Genomic DNA, 18,364 nt, shown 5'->3' with positions numbered 1-18,364 from the left:
TTCCATGATGGGCCGTGAACATGCTAGAGGCTGGTCCGCGCCGGGGCGGCCCGGCCAGCGATGCCCATCACAGCGCGGAACAGATCATGCCCAAGAGTGAATTCCTCCGGGAAGCCGAAGCACGCGGCTTCATTTTCCAGTGCACCGACATGGACGCACTTGACGCGGCCATGCAGGCCGGTCCGGTAGGGGGCTATATCGGTTTCGACCCCACGGCGGACAGCCTGCATGTGGGCAGCCTGATCCAGATCATGATGCTGCGCCTGATGCACCGCCACGGCCACCGCGCCGTGGCCCTGATGGGCGGCGGCACGGCGAAGATCGGCGACCCGTCCTTCCGCGAAGAAGCGCGCAAGCTCATGACGGCGGAAACCATCGCCACCAACCTGCGCGGGGTGGAAGGCTGCCTGCGGCAGTTCCTGCCGCTGGGCACGGGACCGTCCGATCCGCTGCTGACCAATAATGCTGACTGGCTGGACCGGCTGTCCTACATCGACCTGCTGCGTGATGTGGGCATCCATTTTTCCGTCAACCGCATGCTGTCCTTCGACTCGGTCCGGTCGCGGCTGGAGCGTGAGCAGGGCCTGACGTTCCTGGAGTTCAATTACTCCATCCTGCAGTCCTACGATTTCCGGGAACTCAACAGCCGTCATGGCGTGACCCTTCAGATGGGGGGATCGGACCAGTGGGGCAACATCGTATCGGGCATTGACCTGGTGCGCCGCATGAATGGTGCGCAGGTGTTCGGCCTGACAACGCCACTGCTGACCACAAGTTCCGGCGCAAAGATGGGCAAGACGGCGCAGGGTGCGGTCTGGCTGTCGGCGGCCCGCCTGCCGGTATTCGATTACTGGCAGTTCTGGCGCAATGTGGAGGATGCGGATGTTGGCCGTTTCCTCAAGCTGTTTACCGAACTGCCGATCGCGGAATGCGACCGTCTGGCCGCCCTGGGCGGCGCGGAAATCAACGAAGCGAAGAAAGTCCTCGCCACCGAGGCCACGGCCCTGTGCCACGGCCGTGCCGCAGCAGAAGAAGCCGCGGAGGCCGCACGCCGCACGTTTGAGGAAGGGGCCGTAACGGCTGCCGCCCTGCCCACCGTCCACCTGCCCGCCACCCTGCTGACCGAAGGCGTACCCGCCTTCCGCCTGTTTGTGGAAGCCGGTTTTGCCGCAAGCAACGGGGAAGCCCGTCGCCTGATCCGTGGTGGTGGCGCGCGGGTGAATGACGTGGTGATAAAGGACGAGGCGCAGGTCGTGTCCGACAGTGACCTGATTGACGGGTCGCTCAAGCTGTCATCGGGCCGCAAGCGCCATATCCTGGTCCAGCCGGCCTGAAGGACACGGCCATGACACGCAGGCGGGCAGGCCGGGACAGGGCGCAGGCACAACAGCCCGACCTGTTTGCGCCTGCTACGCCACCCTCCCCTGCCGCCCTGCAGGAAAATCCCCGCCCGGCCACGCCAGACCTGCAGTCCCTGCCCGCCGTGCCACGGGAACTGTGGGAACGGCTGGCCTATTCACGCTTTCGCGCGCGTTTCCACCTTGGGGCGAAGGAACGGGACTATCTGGTCACGCGGGGCCTGCCGGAAGTCATGGCGCACGCGGCGGATTTCATCGCCACCCGACTCGCCCCTGCCCATCCTGACAAGGACGGCCGCCAGACCCCATGGCGCGGCCACCCGGTCTTCATCGCCCAGCATGCAACGGGTACGTGCTGCCGTGGCTGTGTTGCCAAATGGCACGCCATGCCCGCAGGGCAGGCGCTGGATGCGCAGCAGCAGGCCTATATCCTGTCGGTCATACAGGAATGGATCAGACGGGATGCGGCAGCCCCTATGGCGCAATCCGCGCCCAGACCTGATCGCCGCTGATCCAGCATTCATGGGACTGCGGCATCGGCCCCGCCGCTTCCATTCGCCCACCGGGGGCCTGTGCGTGCCCATCGGGGCCGAATGTCCACATATGCAGCGGGCAGACAATGCGGCCATACAGCACGTAACCGGCGGAAAGCCGGGCATTGCCGTGGGGGCAGCGGTCATCCAGCACGGCGGGGCGGTCGTCCTCCACCATCCACACCACCAGTGCACGGCCATCGCACATGACACGCTGGGGTTCCGCACGCGCGGCGGATACCGCGCATAGCGGACGGGAACCCGGTGATGCCTGTTTCATTGTTTCCATGCCTTTCCCCCTGCTGCGCAGTTACCATTTTACGTGAATGGGGTGTGTCGTCTATCGTGCCTGCGCTTCGCGCATGTGTGTAGCGGCACAACGGCCAACATTAATCAGGATATGATGACGCATGGTTCTTTCCCCCCAGCATGAACATCTTCTGGACCGTCTGGCTGAAGTCGCCGTCCGGGTTGGCGTCAATATCGCGCACGGCCAGCAGTTGCTGATCACGGCCCCGCTGGATGCCGTGCCACTGGTCCGCCGCATCACGGAACATGCCTATAAAGCCGGGGCGTCACTGGTCACACCATTCTATGCCGATGACGTGACGACCCTTGCCCGCTTCCGCTACGCCGCTGACGATACCCTGGATACCGCTGCCGACTGGCTGCACGATGGCATGGCCAATGCCTACCGCAAGGGGGCCGCGCGCATGGCGATCACCGGGGCCAATCCTGTGCTGCTGGCCAATGAAAAGGCCGAACGCGTCTCCCGCGTGGGCCGCGCCGCATCACGCGCGGGGCGTCCGGCCATGGAACTGATCACCCGTTTCGCCATCAACTGGAACATCGTGGCCTTCGCCACCCCCGCATGGGCGCAGCAGGTCTTTCCCGACCTGTCGGTGGATGCGGCGGTCTGCCGGTTGTGGGATGCGATTTTCAAGGCATCCCGCGTCATGGTGGATGATCCGGTGGCCGAATGGAAAGCCCATAACGCCCATCTGCACAAACGCACGGCGTGGCTGAACGACCGGCGTTTCGCGGCCCTGCATTTCAGCGGGCCGGACACGGACCTGACCGTGGGACTGGCTGACGGGCATGCATGGGCCGGGGGCGCGGAAGCCGCAGGCAACGGCATTACCTGCAACCCCAACATCCCGACCGAGGAAGTGTTCACCACCCCCCACGCCCGCAAGGTCAGCGGGACGGTACGCGCGACGAAGCCGCTGTTCCACCAGGGCACGCTGATTGACGATATTGCCGTGCGGTTCGAGGACGGCCGCATTGTCGAAGCCCATGCCCGCACCGGGCAGGACGTGCTTGAACGCATACTGGATACCGATGACGGCGCGCGCAGGCTGGGTGAAGTAGCGCTGGTGCCCGCGTCATCCCCCATTTCCGAAAGCGGCATCCTGTTCCGCAACACACTGTTTGATGAAAACGCGGCCAGCCACATCGCCCTTGGCCAGTCCTATGCCAAGTGCATGCTGGATACCGACAACCTGACCGAAGCCCATCTGGCGCAGCAGGGGGCCAATACCAGCTTTATCCATATTGACTGGATGATCGGGTCCAGCAAGATCGATGTGGACGCCATCAACCATGATGGCACCCGCGAACCCCTGATGAGACAGGGCGAATGGAGCAACCAGCCATGATATCTTCCTTCGTGCGCAAGGCGCTTTTGGCCACCACATGCGTCCTTGCCCTGGCCCCCCTTTCCGCCGCCATGGCCCAGCAGCCCACGCAGCAGATGACGCAGCAGGCCCCCAGCGCCGCACAGCAGGCCGCCATCCAGCATGACATGGAAACCGTGGCGCGGTACAAGCTGCCCAAGGATTTCTTCACGCGCATGACGCCGGTGATGGAACAGATCCGCAATTCGCGCATCTCGCCGCCCGAGACACCGAACATGTCGCTTGAAGACACCATCAAGCGCACGGAAGCCATGCCCCAGCTTCAGCCGATCCTGAAACAGGCTGGCATGACAGCGCGTGAATTCGTCATGGGCATCACCACCTTTGGCATGACCGCCGCCGTGATGCAGCACCCGGCACAGGACAGCCGGTCCATGCCCGCGCTGAACCCGGACAATGTCAGCCTGCTCAAGTCCCATGCGGCCCAGACACAGGCGCTGATCCAGATCATGGGCGGCGGCGACAGCCAGCAGCAGCAGGCCCCGGGACGTTAAGGGAGATGTCAGGACATCTGTTGATAAAAAAACAATAACAGTTCCTGGGTGCCGTCTTTTTTCAAAAAGGCGGCATCTTCCTGAAGCTTTTTGAAAAAAGCTTTACCAAAAACTTCTTTATGATTGGCGGTGCATTTCGTGGGCGGCAGGATGTCGCGCCGTCAGCAGGGCCACGGTGCGCGCCATGATGTCCGCCTGCATGTAACAGGCCAGCGCACGCATCCGTCCAGCTTCGCCCATGCGCTGGCGTAGCGTGCCATCACGCACCAGATGGTCCAGCGCCGTAGCAAGCCGCCCGACATTGCCCGGGGGCACCAGCAGGCCGGTCTCGCCCGCCACGACCTGCTCGCACGGGCCGGATATGTCACTTGCAACTACGGGCAGGCCGCACAGCATGGCTTCGATCACGCTCATCGGCAGGCCCTCGAAATGGCTGGGCAGGACAAAGATATCCGCGGCCGCCATGATCGGCGCCACATCCGCACGGTATCCAAACATGACCAGACGCGCACCAAGTGCCGCGCGGGCCGCAGCGAAACACGCGCCAAGGTCCACGCCACGGTCGCTGGGCAGGCGTTCGCCCACCACCCACAACACCGCGTTATCAGGCAGGGTACGCATGGCCGCCAGCAGTTCGGGATAACCCTTGCCGCGCACCAGACGGGAGACGGCAAGGATGACAACCTGCCCCGCCCCCACGCCCATCCGCGCACGCAGGGCCGCGCGCTGTTCGGGCATGGGATGAAAAATGGCCGGATCGCGCCCGTTGCCAATGGCCGTGGCGTGGGGATGGATATGCAGCCTGCGGGCATCGCGGGCCTCCCCTGCCGATACCGTCAGGTAAATGTCGGTCACCCTTCCGGCCAGCCATTCCAGCACAAGGGCGATGGCGCGCCGCACCCGCGATCCCGGCTGGTTGAACAGGAAACCGTGGCAGGTATAGGCAATGCAGGGCACGCCACAACGCCATGCCGCGAAACGTGCCAGCAGGCCACTTATGGGCATATGGGCATGGACCATATCGGGCTTTTCCGCCCGGATCAGGCGCACCAGCCCACGCCACGCCCGCCACTGCGCAAGGGGGGACAGGGTGCGTGACATGGGCACGGTCTCGACCCGCAGGCCCTGTGTCCGGACGTCCGCCAGCAGAGGACCGTCGGCACACACCCCGACCACATCATGCCCATCGTCGCGTAATGCCAGCATGAGGGGAAACAGGAACTGGCGTAGCGAAAAATCAACATTGGTGATTTCAAGGATCTTCATGTCAGCAGCAGCAGCTTTTCACGCCTGAACGCCCAGCGCACCACCTGCCGCACCTTGCCCATCGGCCCATCGGCCTGTGTCAGCAGGGCCGTGCCATTACTGCCTTCCGCGTCCTGCTGGCGGCCTGCAGGGTCAACGCGCACGACCAGTTGCAGGGTCGGTTGCGGGACCTGGCCGCCGGAATAGACGCTGTCCTCGATGGCGACCTCACCCCCCGCCGCACGGAAACGCCAGTGCTGCTCACCTGCCTCGAGCAGGATGGAGCCGTCCTGCGCATCAACCGCGTTGACCGATGGATGCAGGTGCAGGCGCAGGACGAAGGGCACTTCACGTTCGCCTTCCAGCATTTCCTCCCCGCGCAGGATCTCGCCGTCACCACCCAGATACAGCCTGCGGTAATACGTAATCCCCGCCGAGGGATGATAGCCATCATGCGACAGGTTCAGCCAGTGCGCCCCTTCGGCCACGGCATGGTCCACGCCCACATGGGCCGGCCTGCGCCGCACCGTGCCGTCCGGCCCGAATTCGGATGACGACATGTCCTCCACCACCACGACGGAATGGGCGGCGGTCTGGCGCAGGGCCTCTTTCCACGCGGGCAGCACGCCGCCGCCGCAATTGACGATCAGACGCTGGCGCGCACAGGAAAATTCGAATGAAAGCGTCCCCGCATGCGCGTTACGGTCATATTCGGCCGGCGCCGGTATCCCGACATCCACCAGCAGCAGCGACCGTATGGCCGGCATGCGTATGAAACCGCCATCCGGCATGGAATGGGCCACGACGCGGGTGCGCGTGGCCTGTGACAGCACCATCTCGATCAAGGTTGCGCTGCGTTCATGGCTGCCGTTGAACAGGGCAAGCCCGCCATCCCCATGTCGCATGGCCCGCAGCACGGGACACATCTTGTCCAGCGCGATGGCGACCGCATGCGGCAGCGCATGCTGCACCGCCTGCATCATGGCCCGCATTTCCGCCAGTTCCCGCACGGCGCGCAACTGCACTTCCGGGCTACGTTCGATATGCCAGCCATCGGGCAGGATCTGGCTTTCCACCTCATTATCGATATAGCGGCGGTACCGGGTCAGGAAGCCGGTATATTCCGGCATGGCCACTGCGACGGCCAGCAGCCCCTTCAACGCGGTCAATGACTGCCAGCCATGCCGTTCGGGTGGCATGAGGGCGGCAATGGTGCGCCCTTCCACCAGGATGCGGGCCATGAGGCGCTGGCGGAAGGAATCGCTGGCCGACGCGGCAAAGAAATCATAATGCCCCAGCCATGCAGCAACCCGCGCGCCAATCACGCCGCATTCCAGCGCCAGCGGATCCTGCGACGGATGGTGCAGCCAGTCGTCAACCAGCGCGCGCGCCTTCAGCCGGGCGGCATCGGTGCCCACCGCGCGCAGGTCACGCAACCAGCGGAAACTGAGCAGTCCTTCACGGAACGCGGGTTCAAAATCGGGTGAATCCCACTGTCCCGGCCCGATGGGATGGGTATAGCCCGCCCATGTCAGGCTGCCACGGGCCAGCTGCGCACCCGCCACCGGATCACCCGGCCACAGGTCACGCACGTTATGGACGGGTGCGACAGGCAGGCGCCTGCCCCCCCCCAGCAGGGGCAGCCGTGCAAAGGAAAGGCGCGCGCCCCGCGCCAGACGCTTCAGCGCCATGGGGCCTTATCCCTCCGATACATAAGGGACCATACCCTCACGCCGGGTTATGCATCCCGGTCCGTAGGTTCCTGATGGCGGCTGCGTAATCATCCTGACCGTACACGGCCGTGCCGGCGACCAGCATGTCGGCGCCCGCGGCAACCGCCAGCGGCGCAGTCTGTGTATTGATGCCGCCATCAACACCGATGCGGATGTCACGTCCCGTCGCATCCGCCATCCGGCGCAGGGTTTCGATCTTGCGCAGCTGGCTGGTCAGGAATTTCTGGCCACCAAAACCGGGATTGACCGTCATGACCAGGATCATGTCCACCAGATCCAGCACCTCGCCCACCGCTTCGGGCGGGGTGGCGGGGCAGATGGCGATGCCTGGTTTCACACCATGGTCGCGCACATGCTGCAGCGAGCGATGGGTATGGGGACCGGCCTCCACATGCAGGTGGATATGGTCGGCCCCGGCCTTGGCGAAGGCTTCGATATACGGATCGACGGGGGCTATCATCAGATGCACGTCAAACGGCAGCTTTGATTTCGGGCGAAGCGCCTTGATCAGTTGCGGCCCCATGGACAGGTTGGGCACGAAATGCCCGTCCATGACATCCAGATGCAGCCAGTCCGCCCCGGCACGTTCGACAGCGGCGACTTCGTCCGCCATGCGGGAGAAATCAGCTGACAGGACGCTGGGCGCGATAAGGGGAGTTTCGAGAGCAGCCATGCCTGTTTTTTAACATCAATCAATGACTAACGCGAATCTTTCCTCACCCCGCGCCCATGTCAGGGCCGCCGGAACCGCGCGGCGAAAAAGCCGTCCATGCCGCCAAGGTCCGCCAGCATGCCGGGATGGGTGCGCAGCCAGCCCTCCGGCGTGCGGGCCTGCGGCAGGAAGGCCAGTTCCTCCGGTGTGAAGGGATCGGGGACCAGTCCCATCGCGGCCGCTGCCAGCGCGCGCTGCTCGCCTTCCTCAGGCTGGAGGGAACAGACGGCATAGACCACGCGCCCGCCCGGACGCAGCATGTCACGGCTGGCGGCCAGCAGCCGGTCCTGCCCTTCGGTCATGGTGGCGATGTCGCGCGGGCGCTTGATCCACATGGCATCAGGATGGCGACGGATGGTGCCGGTGGCCGAACACGGCGCATCCAGCAGGATCGCGTCCAGCGGGGTATCGGGCCGCCACTTCGCCGCGTCTTCATGGATGACATGCACGCCCGACAGTCCTAGGCGGGCCAGATTCGCGCGCAGGCGCTCGATCCGGCGGCCTTCGCGTTCGATGGCGAACACCTCCGCCCCCGTAAAGGCCAGTTGGGCGGTCTTGCCACCTGGCGCCGCGCACAGATCGGCCACGCGTTCGCCCGCTTTCACATCCAGCAGCCGCGCGGGCAGGCTGGCCGCCATGTCCTGCACCCAGAACGCCCCTTCGGCAAAGCCGGGCAGGTCCACGACCTTTACCGTGCCTGCGGCGAAGCGCACGCTGCCACCCGGCATCATCTCGCCCCCCGGCGGGGCTTCTGCGCCGGGGCGAATGGTCAGGTCCAGCGGTGGCTCATGACCCAGCGCGCGGGCAATGGGACGCGCAAGCTTTCCCCATGACTGCCACAGCCACGGCGGCACATCCAGCCGCGCCTGGTCCAGCCCGTCCAGTGCCTGCACCCCACCCGCGGCCACGCGCCGCAGCACCGCGTTGACCAGCCCCGCGAACGGCACCAGCCCGCGCCTGCGCGCAAGGGCGACGGACGTGGCCACGGCGGCATGCGCCGGTGTATCAAGGAACAGAAGCTGCGCCACCCCGATCAGCAGCACCACGCGCACGGACTCGGGCGGCTCGCGCTTGAGGAACGGGGACAGCACTTCGTTCGCGGTGCCCATGTGCCGCAGCACCGTGGCGGCCAGCCTGTGGCCTGCCGCACGGTCACGCGGTTCCGCCGTGCGGGCGGCGGCCGAGTGGTCGAGGGATGTGTCGAGCATGCGGCGATGGACGATCACCCCTTCGACGATATCAAAGGCGATGTCGCGCGTCGGGTCAGGGGCGGCCATGCCACCGCGCCGGTCGGGGCGGCCTTTGCCGGGACGGCGACCAGTGGGGCGGGGTGACGGGGACGGGGAAGGCTTCATGTAATCCTGACCTGAAAGCTGCGACATGCGGGGGCTTGACCGGGGAGGTATTCAGGCCAAGCCTAGAGCCATGTCAACATCCACATCCATAGCGGATGCCCTGACGGGCATCCATGCCCGCATCGCCGCCAGCGCGCGGGCGGCGGGCCGCGACCCTTCCGCCATCGAACTCGTGGCCGTTTCCAAGTTCCATCCACAGGCCAGCGTCATCGCGGCGCTGGAGGCGGGACAGCGGATATTCGGTGAAAACCGCGTGCAGGAAGCGGCCGCGAAATTCCCTGACCTGCGCGAACGCTGGCCCGACCTGCGGCTGCACATCATCGGTGGCCTGCAGACCAACAAGGCGCTGGAGGCCGTCAGGATCGCGGACATGATCGAAAGCCTTGACCGCCCTTCCCTGTCGGACGCGATTGCACGCGCGGGGGAGAAGGCAGGCCGCCTGCCCGACCTGCTGGTGCAGGTAAACACGGGCGACGAGACCCAGAAATCGGGCGTGAAGCTGGAAGAAGCCGATACCTTCATCACCACCAGCATGATGCGCTTTGGCGACAGGGTGCGTGGTCTCATGTGCATCCCGCCGCACGATCAGGACCCGACACCGCATTTCCGGCTGCTGGCCGACATGGCGGCACGGCACGGGCTGCCGGTGATATCCATGGGCATGTCGGCCGATTTCGAACGCGCGATTGCCTGTGGCGCCACGCTGGTACGGGTGGGCAGTGCGATTTTCGGTGCCCGTCCGGCCCATGCCTAAGCGTGCCTGAATGGCACCTGAGCGGAGACGACCCTTGCTGCGCATGGGGCAAGGCGGTAATGCCAGACTATCCGGTCGCGATGTGACGCCGGTTTTCTGTCTTCATTGCCGCGGAGCCGTCACGACATGACGCAACCCACGGGGCCTTCTGCCCCCGGATCCCCGACGACGCCGGATGGCGCAGGTCATCGCGCAACTGCCGTGGACAACAAGGCCACGACCACGCCCAAGATTACCGAATACGGCGCGGACCAGCACGAACACGCGGCCAACCCCGTGGGCTTCGCCGCCCTGCTGGGCGTGCTGGGCGTGGTGTTTGGCGATATCGGCACAAGCCCGATCTACGCCCTGCGTTCGACCATCATGGTCGTGTCGCAGCACCACAGGATCGAGCCGTGGGAGGTGCTGGGCGTCCTGAGCCTGATCATCTGGTCGCTGCTGCTGATCGTGACGGTGAAATACGTCATCCTGATCATGCGCGCCGACCATAATGGGGAGGGCGGGATCATCTCGCTCATGTCCCTTGCCCAACGTGTCGCACCCAGCAACCGGATGCGCATCGCACTGGGCATGGTCGGCATTGGCGGGGCCTGCCTGTTCTTTGGCGATGGCATGATTACCCCCGCCATTTCCGTGCTTTCGGCGGTGGAGGGGCTGGAAGTCAGCTTCCCTGCCGCGCGTGACCTGGTCATTCCCATAGCGCTGCTGGTGCTGGTCGGGCTGTTTTCGGTCCAGTGCTATGGCACGGGCAAGGTGGGCACCGTGTTCGGGCCGGTCATGCTGGTGTGGTTCAGCCTGCTGGGCATACTGGGCGGATTGCAGATCCTGCATCACCCTGCGGTGCTGCTGGCGATATCGCCCACCTATGCCGTGCAGTTCATTGTCTATCACGGGTGGCTGTCGTTCATCGCCCTTGGTTCGGTCGTGCTGTCGGTCACGGGGGCGGAGGCGCTGTATGCGGACATGGGGCATTTCGGCCGCCAGCCCATCCGCTATGCGTGGCTGTTCTGCGTGCTGCCGTGCCTTGCGCTGAATTACCTGGGCCAGGGCGCGCTGATCATTTCGGACCCCAAGGCGCTGGCCAACCCGTTCTTCCTGCTTGGCCCCCACTGGCTGCAGGTGCCGATGATCATCCTGTCCACATTCGCCACGGTCATTGCCAGCCAGGCGGGCATTTCGGGCGGTTTTTCGCTGTGCCGCCAGATCATCCAGCTGGGCTACCTGCCGCGCATGCGCGTAACCCACACCAATGCGGAGGAGGAAGGCCAGATCTACCTGCCGGAATTCAACCGTTTCCTGATGGTGGGCGCGCTGCTGCTGGTGCTGGCCTTCCGCAGTTCGGACGCGCTGGCTTCGGCCTACGGCATTGCGGTGACGGGCACGTTCATGTGCACCTGCGTGCTGGCGATGGTGGTGTTCCGCAGGCTGTATCACTGGTCGCGGCCTGCCGCGATCGCGACATTCGGCGGTTTCTTCCTGCTGGATACGACGTTCTTTGCGTCCAACGCGCTCAAGATCCCGCAGGGTGGCTGGGTGCCGGTGCTGCTGGGCATCGTGCTCACGCTCATGATGACGACATGGAAAAAGGGCCGCCAGCTGATCATGAACCGGCAGAAGCAGGACAGCATGCCAATGAACTCGTTCCTGGCCCGCCTGCCGCAATCACGCATCATCCGCGTGCCGGGCACAGCCGTTTACATGACCGGCAACCCGGAATTCGTGCCCGCCTGCCTGCTGCATAACCTCAAGCACAACAAGGTGCTGCATGACCACGTGCTGTTCGTGACCGTGCAGACGCTGGACCAGCCCGAAGCCGACCACGGCCACCGCGTGGCGCTGCAGGAACTGGCCCCCGACATCTACCGCATCATCCTGCGCTACGGCTTCATGGAAATGCCCAACCTGCCCCGCGCGCTGGAGGACCTGAAGGCCAGCGGGCTGGATTTCGATGCGTTGCAGGCATCCTATTTCACCAGCCGCGAACTGCTTGTCCGCTCATCCGTGCCCAAGCTGTCGCGGTGGCGGATGTCGCTGTTCCTGTTCATGGCGCGCAACGCGACGCCGGCCACGGAATTTTTCCGTATTCCGCCTGACCGCGTGGTGGAACTGGGCGTACGGCTGGCGATCTGACGTTCCTGAACAGAATGAAAGTTTTTGGGTGCCGCCTTTTTCCAAAAAAGGCGGCATTCTTTTTGAAGCTTCCTGAAAAAAGCTTCACCAAAAACGTCTGATAGTTTGCAAGGGGTTGCCTTGGCAGGGTTTTCACACACTCCCTCATCCGGCATGACCGAACCGCTGGCGCTGTATGTGCACTGGCCGTTCTGCCTGTCCAAATGCCCGTACTGCGATTTCAACAGTCATGTGCGCGATGAAATCCCCCGCACCCGCTTTGGCGCGGCCTTGCTGCGCGAACTGGCGCATGAGGCCGCGCGCATGGGCGACGGCCGGGGCGAACGCCCGGCCATAGGCTCCATTTTCTTTGGTGGCGGTACGCCGTCCCTCATGGCGCCGGATACGGTGGCCGGGCTGATTGACGGTGCCCGTGACCTGTTCGGCCTGACGGATAATGTGGAAATCACGCTGGAAGCCAATCCCACTAGCGTGGAAACCGGTCGGCTGCGCGCCTTCCGTGATGCGGGCGTCAACCGCATTTCCGTGGGTATCCAGAGCCTTGATGCCGAGGCCCTGCGCTTTCTGGGCCGCGAACATGACGCGCCACAGGCCATTGCGGCGCTGGAGACGGCGCGCAGCCTGTTCGACCGGATATCATTCGACCTGATCTATGCCCGCCCGGGGCAGGATGCAGCCGCATGGCGTGCCGAACTGGAGGCCGCGCTGTCGCTGGTGTCGGATCACCTGTCGCTGTACCAACTGACGATCGAGCCGGGCACGAAATTCGAAAGCCTGTACCGGCAGGGCCGCTTTCGCCTGCCCGATGGGGATGACGCGGCACGGCTGTATGAACTGACCGCCGAGGTGGCCGCCCGCCATGGACTGCTGGGGTATGAAATATCCAATTACGCCCGCCCCGGCGCTGAAAGCCGCCATAACCTGACCTACTGGCGGTATGGCGACTATCTGGGCATTGGTCCGGGGGCGCATGGGCGGCTGACCCGCAACGGCGTGACCTGTGCCACGCGCCGCCACCGCGCGCCCGAACCGTGGGCGGAACGGGTGGAACGCACCGGCACCGGCGCCCATGCAGAAGAACGGCTGGACAACCGTGACCGTGCACGTGAAATGCTGCTGATGGGGCTGCGCCTGGCGGAGGGGATTTCCACCACCCGCTTTGCCCGCCGCACCGGCATGGCGGTGCAGGATGCAACCGATGCCGACATCATGGCGGCCGCAATCGTGGAAGACTATCTGGTCCTGGATCCCATCCACCACACCCTGCGGGCCACGGAAGCGGGCCGGCTGCGGCTGGAAAGCCTGCTGGCCGCGCTGGTGCTTTAGGAATTTTGGCAATACGATGGCTTCCCGCCATCCCAAAGCCAATAAAGCCATATGGAGTACGCCGCGTGTTTTCACCCGCCCTTTCGCTGACTGCGCGGCTTGCCGCATGCGCCACGGCCATAATGCTGGTCACCACCACCGCCTTTGCCGCCCCTGCCCCCGCGACAACGGAACCGGAACTGGTGATCGAGGATAATGATTTCCTGGGGCCGGGCGGATCGGACCAGCTTTCCATCATTCCCCTGCTGGCCAACCCGCATGTGCGCGTGCTGGGCTTTACGGTCGTGACCGGGGATGGATGGGAAAACGCCGAATCGGCCCATCTGCGCCGCCTGCTGGAAATCATGGGCTGCACCGACGTGCCCGTGGCCGATGGCGCGGTCTATCCGCTGGTGAACACGCGCGCGGAAATGAAACTGCATGAACAGCAGTATGGCGCCATTCCATGGAAAGGCGCGTGGGGCGCGCTGGGTTCGATTGATAAGGCGCCCGATATCCAGCCCGCCATTCCGGCCATGAAGGAAGGTGCGCCCCACCTCGCCCCCGTGGCGCAGAGTGCGGCACAGTTCCTGATCGAGCAGGTGCATGCCCACCCGCATGAGGTTACGATTGTCGCCGCGGGCCCGCTGACCAATCTTGCGCTTGCGATCCGTCAGGACCCGACCTTTGCCGAGACGGCCAGGCAGCTTGTGTTCATGGGCGGCATGCTGGACACCAGCATGATGTCCATTACCGGCAATGCGGATTTTGCCTCTGATTTCAACATGATCTTTGATCCCGAAGCCGCCCATATCACCCTGACCGCGCCATGGAAGAAGATTACCGTGGTGGGCAGCGTGTCGAACGACCTCATGCTGTCGAAACAGTACCTGGCGCAGCTTACGGCAAAGAAAACGCCGCTGACCGACTATATCGGGAGATATTACGATCCCCTGCCCATGTGGGATGAAATGACGACCGCCATCGCGGCCGACCCCACGCTGGTGACATCCGCCGTGGATGCCCGCATGGATATCGACACCAGCCGTGGCCCACATTACGGCCATGCCTTTGTCGTGCCCGACTCGCTTGCCCCGCATGACAGCCCGATACGCACCATGCATATCGTGCGCAGCATTGATGCCGACCGCTTCCGCGACACCTTCGCACGGCAGGCACAGGCCGACCTGCCGGTTCAGGGACACTGAAGAGGAGGATACGCACCCTATGCTGCACATGGTCAAACTGGCGGTTGGCATCCATTCCATCGAGGATCTGGCCGCGCGCCAGTCCCACCAGACCCCGCCGGTTGACGATCTGGACGGTACCAGCGCTGCCGGCATGCCGTGGTTCCGCACGCGCATGTATCCGCGCCGGGCTGCGGAAATACTCGATGGGGGATCGATCTACCGCGTGATCGCGGGCCGCATCCTGTGCCGCCAGCGCATTACCGCCATCCAGCCCGACACGCGCGAAGATGGCACGCCCTGCGCGCTGGTGGTCATGGCGCCCGACATCATTCCCGTCCAGCCCCGCGCCATGCGCCCGTTCCAGGGATGGCGCTACCTGCGGCCCGAAGACGCGCCGCCGGACCTGCTGGCCAACAGCCATACGGGCGACGTGCTGCCCGAAGCCCTACGCAACGAACTGGCGGAACTGTGCCTGATCTGAACATGCCCATGACCCTTTCCTCCCTCCGGGGCATGACGCGCCTTGGCCTGCTGGCCCTGACCGGCCTTGGCCTTGCCGCCTGCGCCAGTTCAGGGGGAGAGAGTGGCAAGACGTCCCATTACAACAGCTATTACCAGGGCAAGGCCGCCTATCGCGCGCCCGGCCCCGCGACGGACCCGTGGCAGCCCTACATTGCTGATGCCTCCACCCGTTTTTCCGTGCCGCAGGAATGGATCCGCGCCGTGATCCAGAAGGAATCCGGCGGCCATGAATATATGGACGGTCACCTGACCCGTTCGGCCAGCGGGGCGATCGGGCTCATGCAGCTCATGCCGCCAACCTATGCTGACATGCAGCACCGCAACCACCTTGGTTCAGACCCTTACAACCCGCATGACAACATCCTTGCGGGCACGGCCTATATTCGTATCCTGTACGGGCTGTATGGCGCGCCGGGTTTCCTTGCGGCCTATAACGCGGGCACGCAGCGGCTGAACGACTACCTTGAAAACGGCCGGCCCCTGCCCAGCCAGACAGTGCGCTACCTGCGCATCATCACGCCCAACCTTGGCAACGAAGTCGCGCTGAGCGGGCCGCTGGCGGTTTATGGGGGCGCAGGCCAGCGCATAGCTGCCAACCCGCCCGCACTCGGCCCGGTCAATACCAAAGTCCAGCCCGACCATACCTATGTCCAGTACGCCACCCTCAACCCGCCCGCCCCCATACAGCACCGCACCGCCTGCGTGCAGGACGCGAACCTGGCGTATGATCCCACCAGTCCCACATGTCATACCGATGCCCGCACGGCAGCCGCACCGGCGGCCAGCGCCGGGGCCGGTTACGGCGCATGGATGGTGCAGGTCGGGGCCTTCACCGCGGAAGGGCAGGCCCGCTTCGCCACCACCATGGCCCGACAGGGGGATTTTGCCGCCCTGCAGGGCGCGCGCAGCATGGTCATCCCCGTCAACAGGCCCGCAGGCGGCATGATCTATCGCGCGCGCCTTGCTGGGCTGTCACAGGCGACGGCCACGCAGGCCTGCGCCACGCTGAAAAACCAGGGCCTGCCCTGCACCGTGATCCGGCCGGGGCAGTAAGATTGATAAAAAATGGCAAAAGTTTTCGGGTGCCGCCTTTTTTCAAAAAGGTGGCGTTCTTTGAAGCCTTCTGAAAAAAGCTTCACCAAAAACTTCTCTGAATTTCAAACAGGCTTTCCATCCCGACAGGACTGATCGCGGCCTGTTCCCTATTCAGCCGTTACAGCCGACGCGGGCGTGCCGTCCAGCGTGCCGGGCACATGCAGCGCAGGCAGGTGCAGCGCCGCATGCCGCACCATCATGACGGATGACAGCCCGAGCGACAGGGTATAATCCCCCGCCGCCACATTCCAGTTGCCACCCGCCGGGTTCCACTGTCCCACCAGCCGCAGGCTGAACGGCACGCTCAGCCGTACCGTATGGCCCGGCGCCACCATGACGCTGCGCCAGCCGGCAAGGCGGCGCGCCGCACCCGGCAGGTCATCGGGCATTTCCACATAAAGCTGCGGCACCGCACGCACCGGCGTATCATCGGGATTGGTGACAGAGAAATTCGCGGTCACATGGTTCCCGTCACGCACGACACGCAGGTCACTGACCGTCACGTGCCCATGCGTTGACAGGCCATAACCAAACGGGAACAGCGGAACCACATGGGCGCGCGCGAATGCGCGGTAGTCCGCATCCGCCATGCCCGGTGGATAGAAGCCCCCCGTCAGCGTGACCGGCAGATGACCGGAAAAATCCTGCTGTCCCGACAGAAGGGCCGCCAGAGGCTGGGCATATTCATCACGCCATGCCCATGCCTGCACCACGCTGTCCACCGTATCCAGCCATGGCATCTGCCGGTCGGGATCATCGGCCACCAGCACGACGGCAACATGACCACCCATTTCCGCCAGCGTGGAAATCATCTGGTTGTCGTCATTGCTGTTACTCAGCACCAGCGTACGGGCGGCCTGTGCCGTGGCGGGCGGCAGGGTGCCGGGGGCGCCCGCGCCCTCCGTCGTGACGGACAGCGTCACATTCAGCCCCGCATGGCGCATTGCGTCCGCCAGTTTTTCAGCCGCCGGACGCAATGCGGGACGGACCAGCATCAGGACAGGCCCCCAGGCAGGATCAAACGGTATGACCCTGTTTTCATTCTGCAGCAGGACCGCACCCTGCGCCTCCACATCCGCCACCAGCGTATCGGCGGATGCGGACTGCGCACCATCATGCACGCTGGCGAAAGAGGGCGGATGGTCAAGACTGCCCGACATGTAGAACGAGGCGAGGATATGCGTGACCATCGCCTGCACCTGCGCCGGTTTCAGGCTTCCGTCGCGCACGGCCTGCCGCAGGGCCACGCCAAGGACATCATGGCCGTCCTCACCCGGCGCCACCTGTTCCATGTCCACCCCTGCCGCCACGGCGGCCAGCGTGGGGGCGATATCCGTATCCCTGATCGCGCCCGCACCACCGGGCAGCGCCATGACCATGCCGGGAAAATGCCAGGCGTCATGCACCATGGCCCCAAGCCCGGTTACGGTCTGGCATGGCGCCAGGCCACCACACAGTATGGCACCCCCATGGGCCGTTTCCAGCGCCATCGCGATACCCAGCAGTCCCTGTGACGCCAGCCGGGCCGCAGGCACCGGCGTCATGCGGTCGGGCACGGTGCCATCGGCACGGGCGTGTTCCTCCCGCACCACCGAACCAAAGACCGGCAGCACGTGCCCCGCCAGTAGCCCCGCGCCGATCATGCCCGCCATGCTTCCGGCAAGGACCTGGTCCTCGCCTGCCTGCAGGCGTCCCGATGGCAGCAGGTCAACGCCGCCCACACGCAGCACCGCACGCGCCTGCTGCCATTCGGCCCGTGCCCGCGCGCTACCCGCACGGCGGGCCAGGTCGGGGTCCCATGTCGCGGCCAAGGCCAGCCATGGCAGCAGCGGGCGGGCATTGCCATCGGCAGGGGCGCGCGCGAAATCAGGCATGCGCAGCACCGGCAGGCCAAGCCGGGGCACGCCCGGCCATGCCAGCAGGCCCGCAGCCCCCGTACTTGTGCCCGTGCCCGGCGCCGGGGCAGGACGGGCCTGCAGGACCGCCTGCTGTTCGGCAGGTTGCATGCGCGCGGCCATGTCCGCCGCGTGGGCCGCCCCCGTGCCGCCGCCCGCTACCCCGGCCGCATGGGATGGCATGACCGACAGCGGCAGGAAGGCGGCACCCATGCACAGGGCGGTGACGTAGCATATGGCTGAATGTCTCATCATGTCCCGTTGCTGTTGAAAGGTGCCCCCATTTTTGCGCCTGTAGGCCCGGATTGTCACGCGACGGCGGGTAAAGTGGCCGTGCGACTTGGCG

Annotated in this window: 16 protein-coding genes; 10 read left to right on the top strand and 6 right to left on the bottom strand. The window is 64.9% G+C overall.

Annotated features, from left to right (window positions below; translation table 11 throughout):
- Positions 1 to 86: 86 nt before the first annotated feature.
- Together tyrS and AC1RQ9_RS00510 are read left to right on the top strand one after the other, a co-directional pair.
- Entirely contained in the window at positions 87 to 1,334 is a 1,248-nt protein-coding gene (tyrS, locus tag AC1RQ9_RS00515; RefSeq protein WP_485985401.1) for a tyrosine--tRNA ligase, read from the top strand.
- An 11-nt stretch (positions 1,335 to 1,345) separates the two neighbouring features.
- Positions 1,346 to 1,870, top strand: coding sequence for a DUF4186 domain-containing protein (locus AC1RQ9_RS00510; protein WP_485985180.1), 525 nt, complete (start codon positions 1,346 to 1,348; stop codon positions 1,868 to 1,870).
- On the opposite strand, the gene AC1RQ9_RS00505 is transcribed toward AC1RQ9_RS00510, so the two are convergent.
- Positions 1,833 to 2,180 (bottom strand): Rieske (2Fe-2S) protein, encoded by a 348-nt coding sequence (locus tag AC1RQ9_RS00505; RefSeq protein ID WP_227672744.1) that lies wholly within the window; start codon positions 2,178 to 2,180, stop codon positions 1,833 to 1,835. The two genes, AC1RQ9_RS00510 and AC1RQ9_RS00505, sit on opposite strands and share 38 nt — an antisense overlap.
- Before the next feature lie 121 nt (positions 2,181 to 2,301).
- On the opposite strand from AC1RQ9_RS00505, the gene AC1RQ9_RS00500 reads away from it, so the two are divergent.
- Together AC1RQ9_RS00500 and AC1RQ9_RS00495 are read left to right on the top strand one after the other, a co-directional pair.
- Positions 2,302 to 3,549 carry an aminopeptidase gene (locus tag AC1RQ9_RS00500; RefSeq protein ID WP_485985179.1) on the top strand — a complete coding sequence of 416 codons (1,248 nt, stop codon included), beginning with the start codon at positions 2,302 to 2,304 and terminating at the stop codon, positions 3,547 to 3,549.
- Positions 3,546 to 4,082: a hypothetical protein gene (locus AC1RQ9_RS00495; protein ID WP_485985178.1), complete on the top strand. Its 537-nt coding sequence runs from the start codon at positions 3,546 to 3,548 to the stop codon at positions 4,080 to 4,082. The genes AC1RQ9_RS00500 and AC1RQ9_RS00495 overlap by 4 nt, the downstream gene beginning before the upstream one ends.
- Positions 4,083 to 4,199: 117 nt before the next feature.
- On the opposite strand, the gene AC1RQ9_RS00490 is transcribed toward AC1RQ9_RS00495, so the two are convergent.
- From AC1RQ9_RS00490 to AC1RQ9_RS00475, 4 genes are read right to left on the bottom strand one after another with little or no spacing between them, the layout of a single operon-like run.
- Entirely contained in the window at positions 4,200 to 5,348 is a 1,149-nt protein-coding gene (locus AC1RQ9_RS00490; protein WP_485985177.1) for a glycosyltransferase family 4 protein, read from the bottom strand.
- Positions 5,345 to 7,018 (bottom strand): heparinase II/III family protein, encoded by a 1,674-nt coding sequence (locus tag AC1RQ9_RS00485; protein ID WP_485985176.1) that lies wholly within the window; start codon positions 7,016 to 7,018, stop codon positions 5,345 to 5,347. Before AC1RQ9_RS00485 ends, AC1RQ9_RS00490 begins: the two co-directional genes overlap by 4 nt.
- Before the next feature lie 37 nt (positions 7,019 to 7,055).
- Positions 7,056 to 7,733: a ribulose-phosphate 3-epimerase gene (rpe, locus tag AC1RQ9_RS00480; protein WP_485985175.1), complete on the bottom strand. Its 678-nt coding sequence runs from the start codon at positions 7,731 to 7,733 to the stop codon at positions 7,056 to 7,058.
- A gap of 59 nt (positions 7,734 to 7,792) precedes the next feature.
- Entirely contained in the window at positions 7,793 to 9,127 is a 1,335-nt protein-coding gene (locus AC1RQ9_RS00475; RefSeq protein WP_485985174.1) for an RsmB/NOP family class I SAM-dependent RNA methyltransferase, read from the bottom strand.
- A 70-nt stretch (positions 9,128 to 9,197) separates the two neighbouring features.
- On the opposite strand from AC1RQ9_RS00475, the gene AC1RQ9_RS00470 reads away from it, so the two are divergent.
- From AC1RQ9_RS00470 to AC1RQ9_RS00445, 6 genes are all read left to right on the top strand, one after another.
- Entirely contained in the window at positions 9,198 to 9,881 is a 684-nt protein-coding gene (locus tag AC1RQ9_RS00470; protein ID WP_485985173.1) for a YggS family pyridoxal phosphate-dependent enzyme, read from the top strand.
- A 126-nt stretch (positions 9,882 to 10,007) separates the two neighbouring features.
- Positions 10,008 to 12,011: a potassium transporter Kup gene (locus AC1RQ9_RS00465; protein WP_193733487.1), complete on the top strand. Its 2,004-nt coding sequence runs from the start codon at positions 10,008 to 10,010 to the stop codon at positions 12,009 to 12,011.
- Positions 12,012 to 12,164: 153 nt separating this feature from the next.
- Positions 12,165 to 13,337, top strand: a complete 1,173-nt coding sequence (gene hemW / locus AC1RQ9_RS00460) for a radical SAM family heme chaperone HemW (protein ID WP_485985400.1) — start codon at positions 12,165 to 12,167, stop codon at positions 13,335 to 13,337.
- 122 nt (positions 13,338 to 13,459) lie between these two features.
- Positions 13,460 to 14,524: a nucleoside hydrolase gene (locus AC1RQ9_RS00455; protein ID WP_485985399.1), complete on the top strand. Its 1,065-nt coding sequence runs from the start codon at positions 13,460 to 13,462 to the stop codon at positions 14,522 to 14,524.
- Positions 14,525 to 14,543: 19 nt separating this feature from the next.
- Entirely contained in the window at positions 14,544 to 14,987 is a 444-nt protein-coding gene (locus tag AC1RQ9_RS00450; protein ID WP_485985172.1) for a DUF1489 family protein, read from the top strand.
- 32 nt (positions 14,988 to 15,019) lie between these two features.
- On the top strand, positions 15,020 to 16,081 hold the full coding sequence (locus tag AC1RQ9_RS00445) for a transglycosylase SLT domain-containing protein (protein ID WP_485985398.1): 1,062 nt from the start codon (positions 15,020 to 15,022) through the stop codon (positions 16,079 to 16,081).
- 149 nt (positions 16,082 to 16,230) lie between these two features.
- Here the strand turns inward: AC1RQ9_RS00445 and AC1RQ9_RS00440 are convergent, their stop codons facing one another.
- On the bottom strand, positions 16,231 to 18,273 hold the full coding sequence (locus AC1RQ9_RS00440; RefSeq protein WP_485985171.1) for a glycoside hydrolase family 3 C-terminal domain-containing protein: 2,043 nt from the start codon (positions 18,271 to 18,273) through the stop codon (positions 16,231 to 16,233).
- Between the last annotated feature and the right edge of the window lie 91 nt (positions 18,274 to 18,364).

It is taken from the genome of Komagataeibacter ossonobensis (assembly GCF_057359305.1).
The sequence above is the reverse complement of the archived record's forward strand: the minus strand, read 5'-3'. Positions and strand labels throughout refer to the sequence as shown.

What these genes read in the sequence shown, in the direction of transcription:
- AC1RQ9_RS00440 (WP_485985171.1), bottom strand. Translation starts at nt 18,273, where the DNA reads ATGATGAGACATTCAGCCATATGCTACGTCACCGCCCTGTGCATGGGT.
- AC1RQ9_RS00445 (WP_485985398.1), top strand. Translation starts at nt 15,020, where the DNA reads ATGACGCGCCTTGGCCTGCTGGCCCTGACCGGCCTTGGCCTTGCCGCC.
- AC1RQ9_RS00495 (WP_485985178.1), top strand. Translation starts at nt 3,546, where the DNA reads ATGATATCTTCCTTCGTGCGCAAGGCGCTTTTGGCCACCACATGCGTC.
- tyrS (WP_485985401.1), top strand. Translation starts at nt 87, where the DNA reads ATGCCCAAGAGTGAATTCCTCCGGGAAGCCGAAGCACGCGGCTTCATT.
- AC1RQ9_RS00505 (WP_227672744.1), bottom strand. Translation starts at nt 2,180, where the DNA reads ATGGAAACAATGAAACAGGCATCACCGGGTTCCCGTCCGCTATGCGCG.
- AC1RQ9_RS00510 (WP_485985180.1), top strand. Translation starts at nt 1,346, where the DNA reads ATGACACGCAGGCGGGCAGGCCGGGACAGGGCGCAGGCACAACAGCCC.
- AC1RQ9_RS00455 (WP_485985399.1), top strand. Translation starts at nt 13,460, where the DNA reads ATGCTGGTCACCACCACCGCCTTTGCCGCCCCTGCCCCCGCGACAACG.
- AC1RQ9_RS00475 (WP_485985174.1), bottom strand. Translation starts at nt 9,127, where the DNA reads ATGAAGCCTTCCCCGTCCCCGTCACCCCGCCCCACTGGTCGCCGTCCC.
- AC1RQ9_RS00500 (WP_485985179.1), top strand. Translation starts at nt 2,302, where the DNA reads ATGGTTCTTTCCCCCCAGCATGAACATCTTCTGGACCGTCTGGCTGAA.
- AC1RQ9_RS00490 (WP_485985177.1), bottom strand. Translation starts at nt 5,348, where the DNA reads ATGAAGATCCTTGAAATCACCAATGTTGATTTTTCGCTACGCCAGTTC.
- AC1RQ9_RS00485 (WP_485985176.1), bottom strand. Translation starts at nt 7,018, where the DNA reads ATGGCGCTGAAGCGTCTGGCGCGGGGCGCGCGCCTTTCCTTTGCACGG.
- rpe (WP_485985175.1), bottom strand. Translation starts at nt 7,733, where the DNA reads ATGGCTGCTCTCGAAACTCCCCTTATCGCGCCCAGCGTCCTGTCAGCT.
- AC1RQ9_RS00470 (WP_485985173.1), top strand. Translation starts at nt 9,198, where the DNA reads ATGTCAACATCCACATCCATAGCGGATGCCCTGACGGGCATCCATGCC.
- AC1RQ9_RS00450 (WP_485985172.1), top strand. Translation starts at nt 14,544, where the DNA reads ATGCTGCACATGGTCAAACTGGCGGTTGGCATCCATTCCATCGAGGAT.
- AC1RQ9_RS00465 (WP_193733487.1), top strand. Translation starts at nt 10,008, where the DNA reads ATGACGCAACCCACGGGGCCTTCTGCCCCCGGATCCCCGACGACGCCG.
- hemW (WP_485985400.1), top strand. Translation starts at nt 12,165, where the DNA reads ATGACCGAACCGCTGGCGCTGTATGTGCACTGGCCGTTCTGCCTGTCC.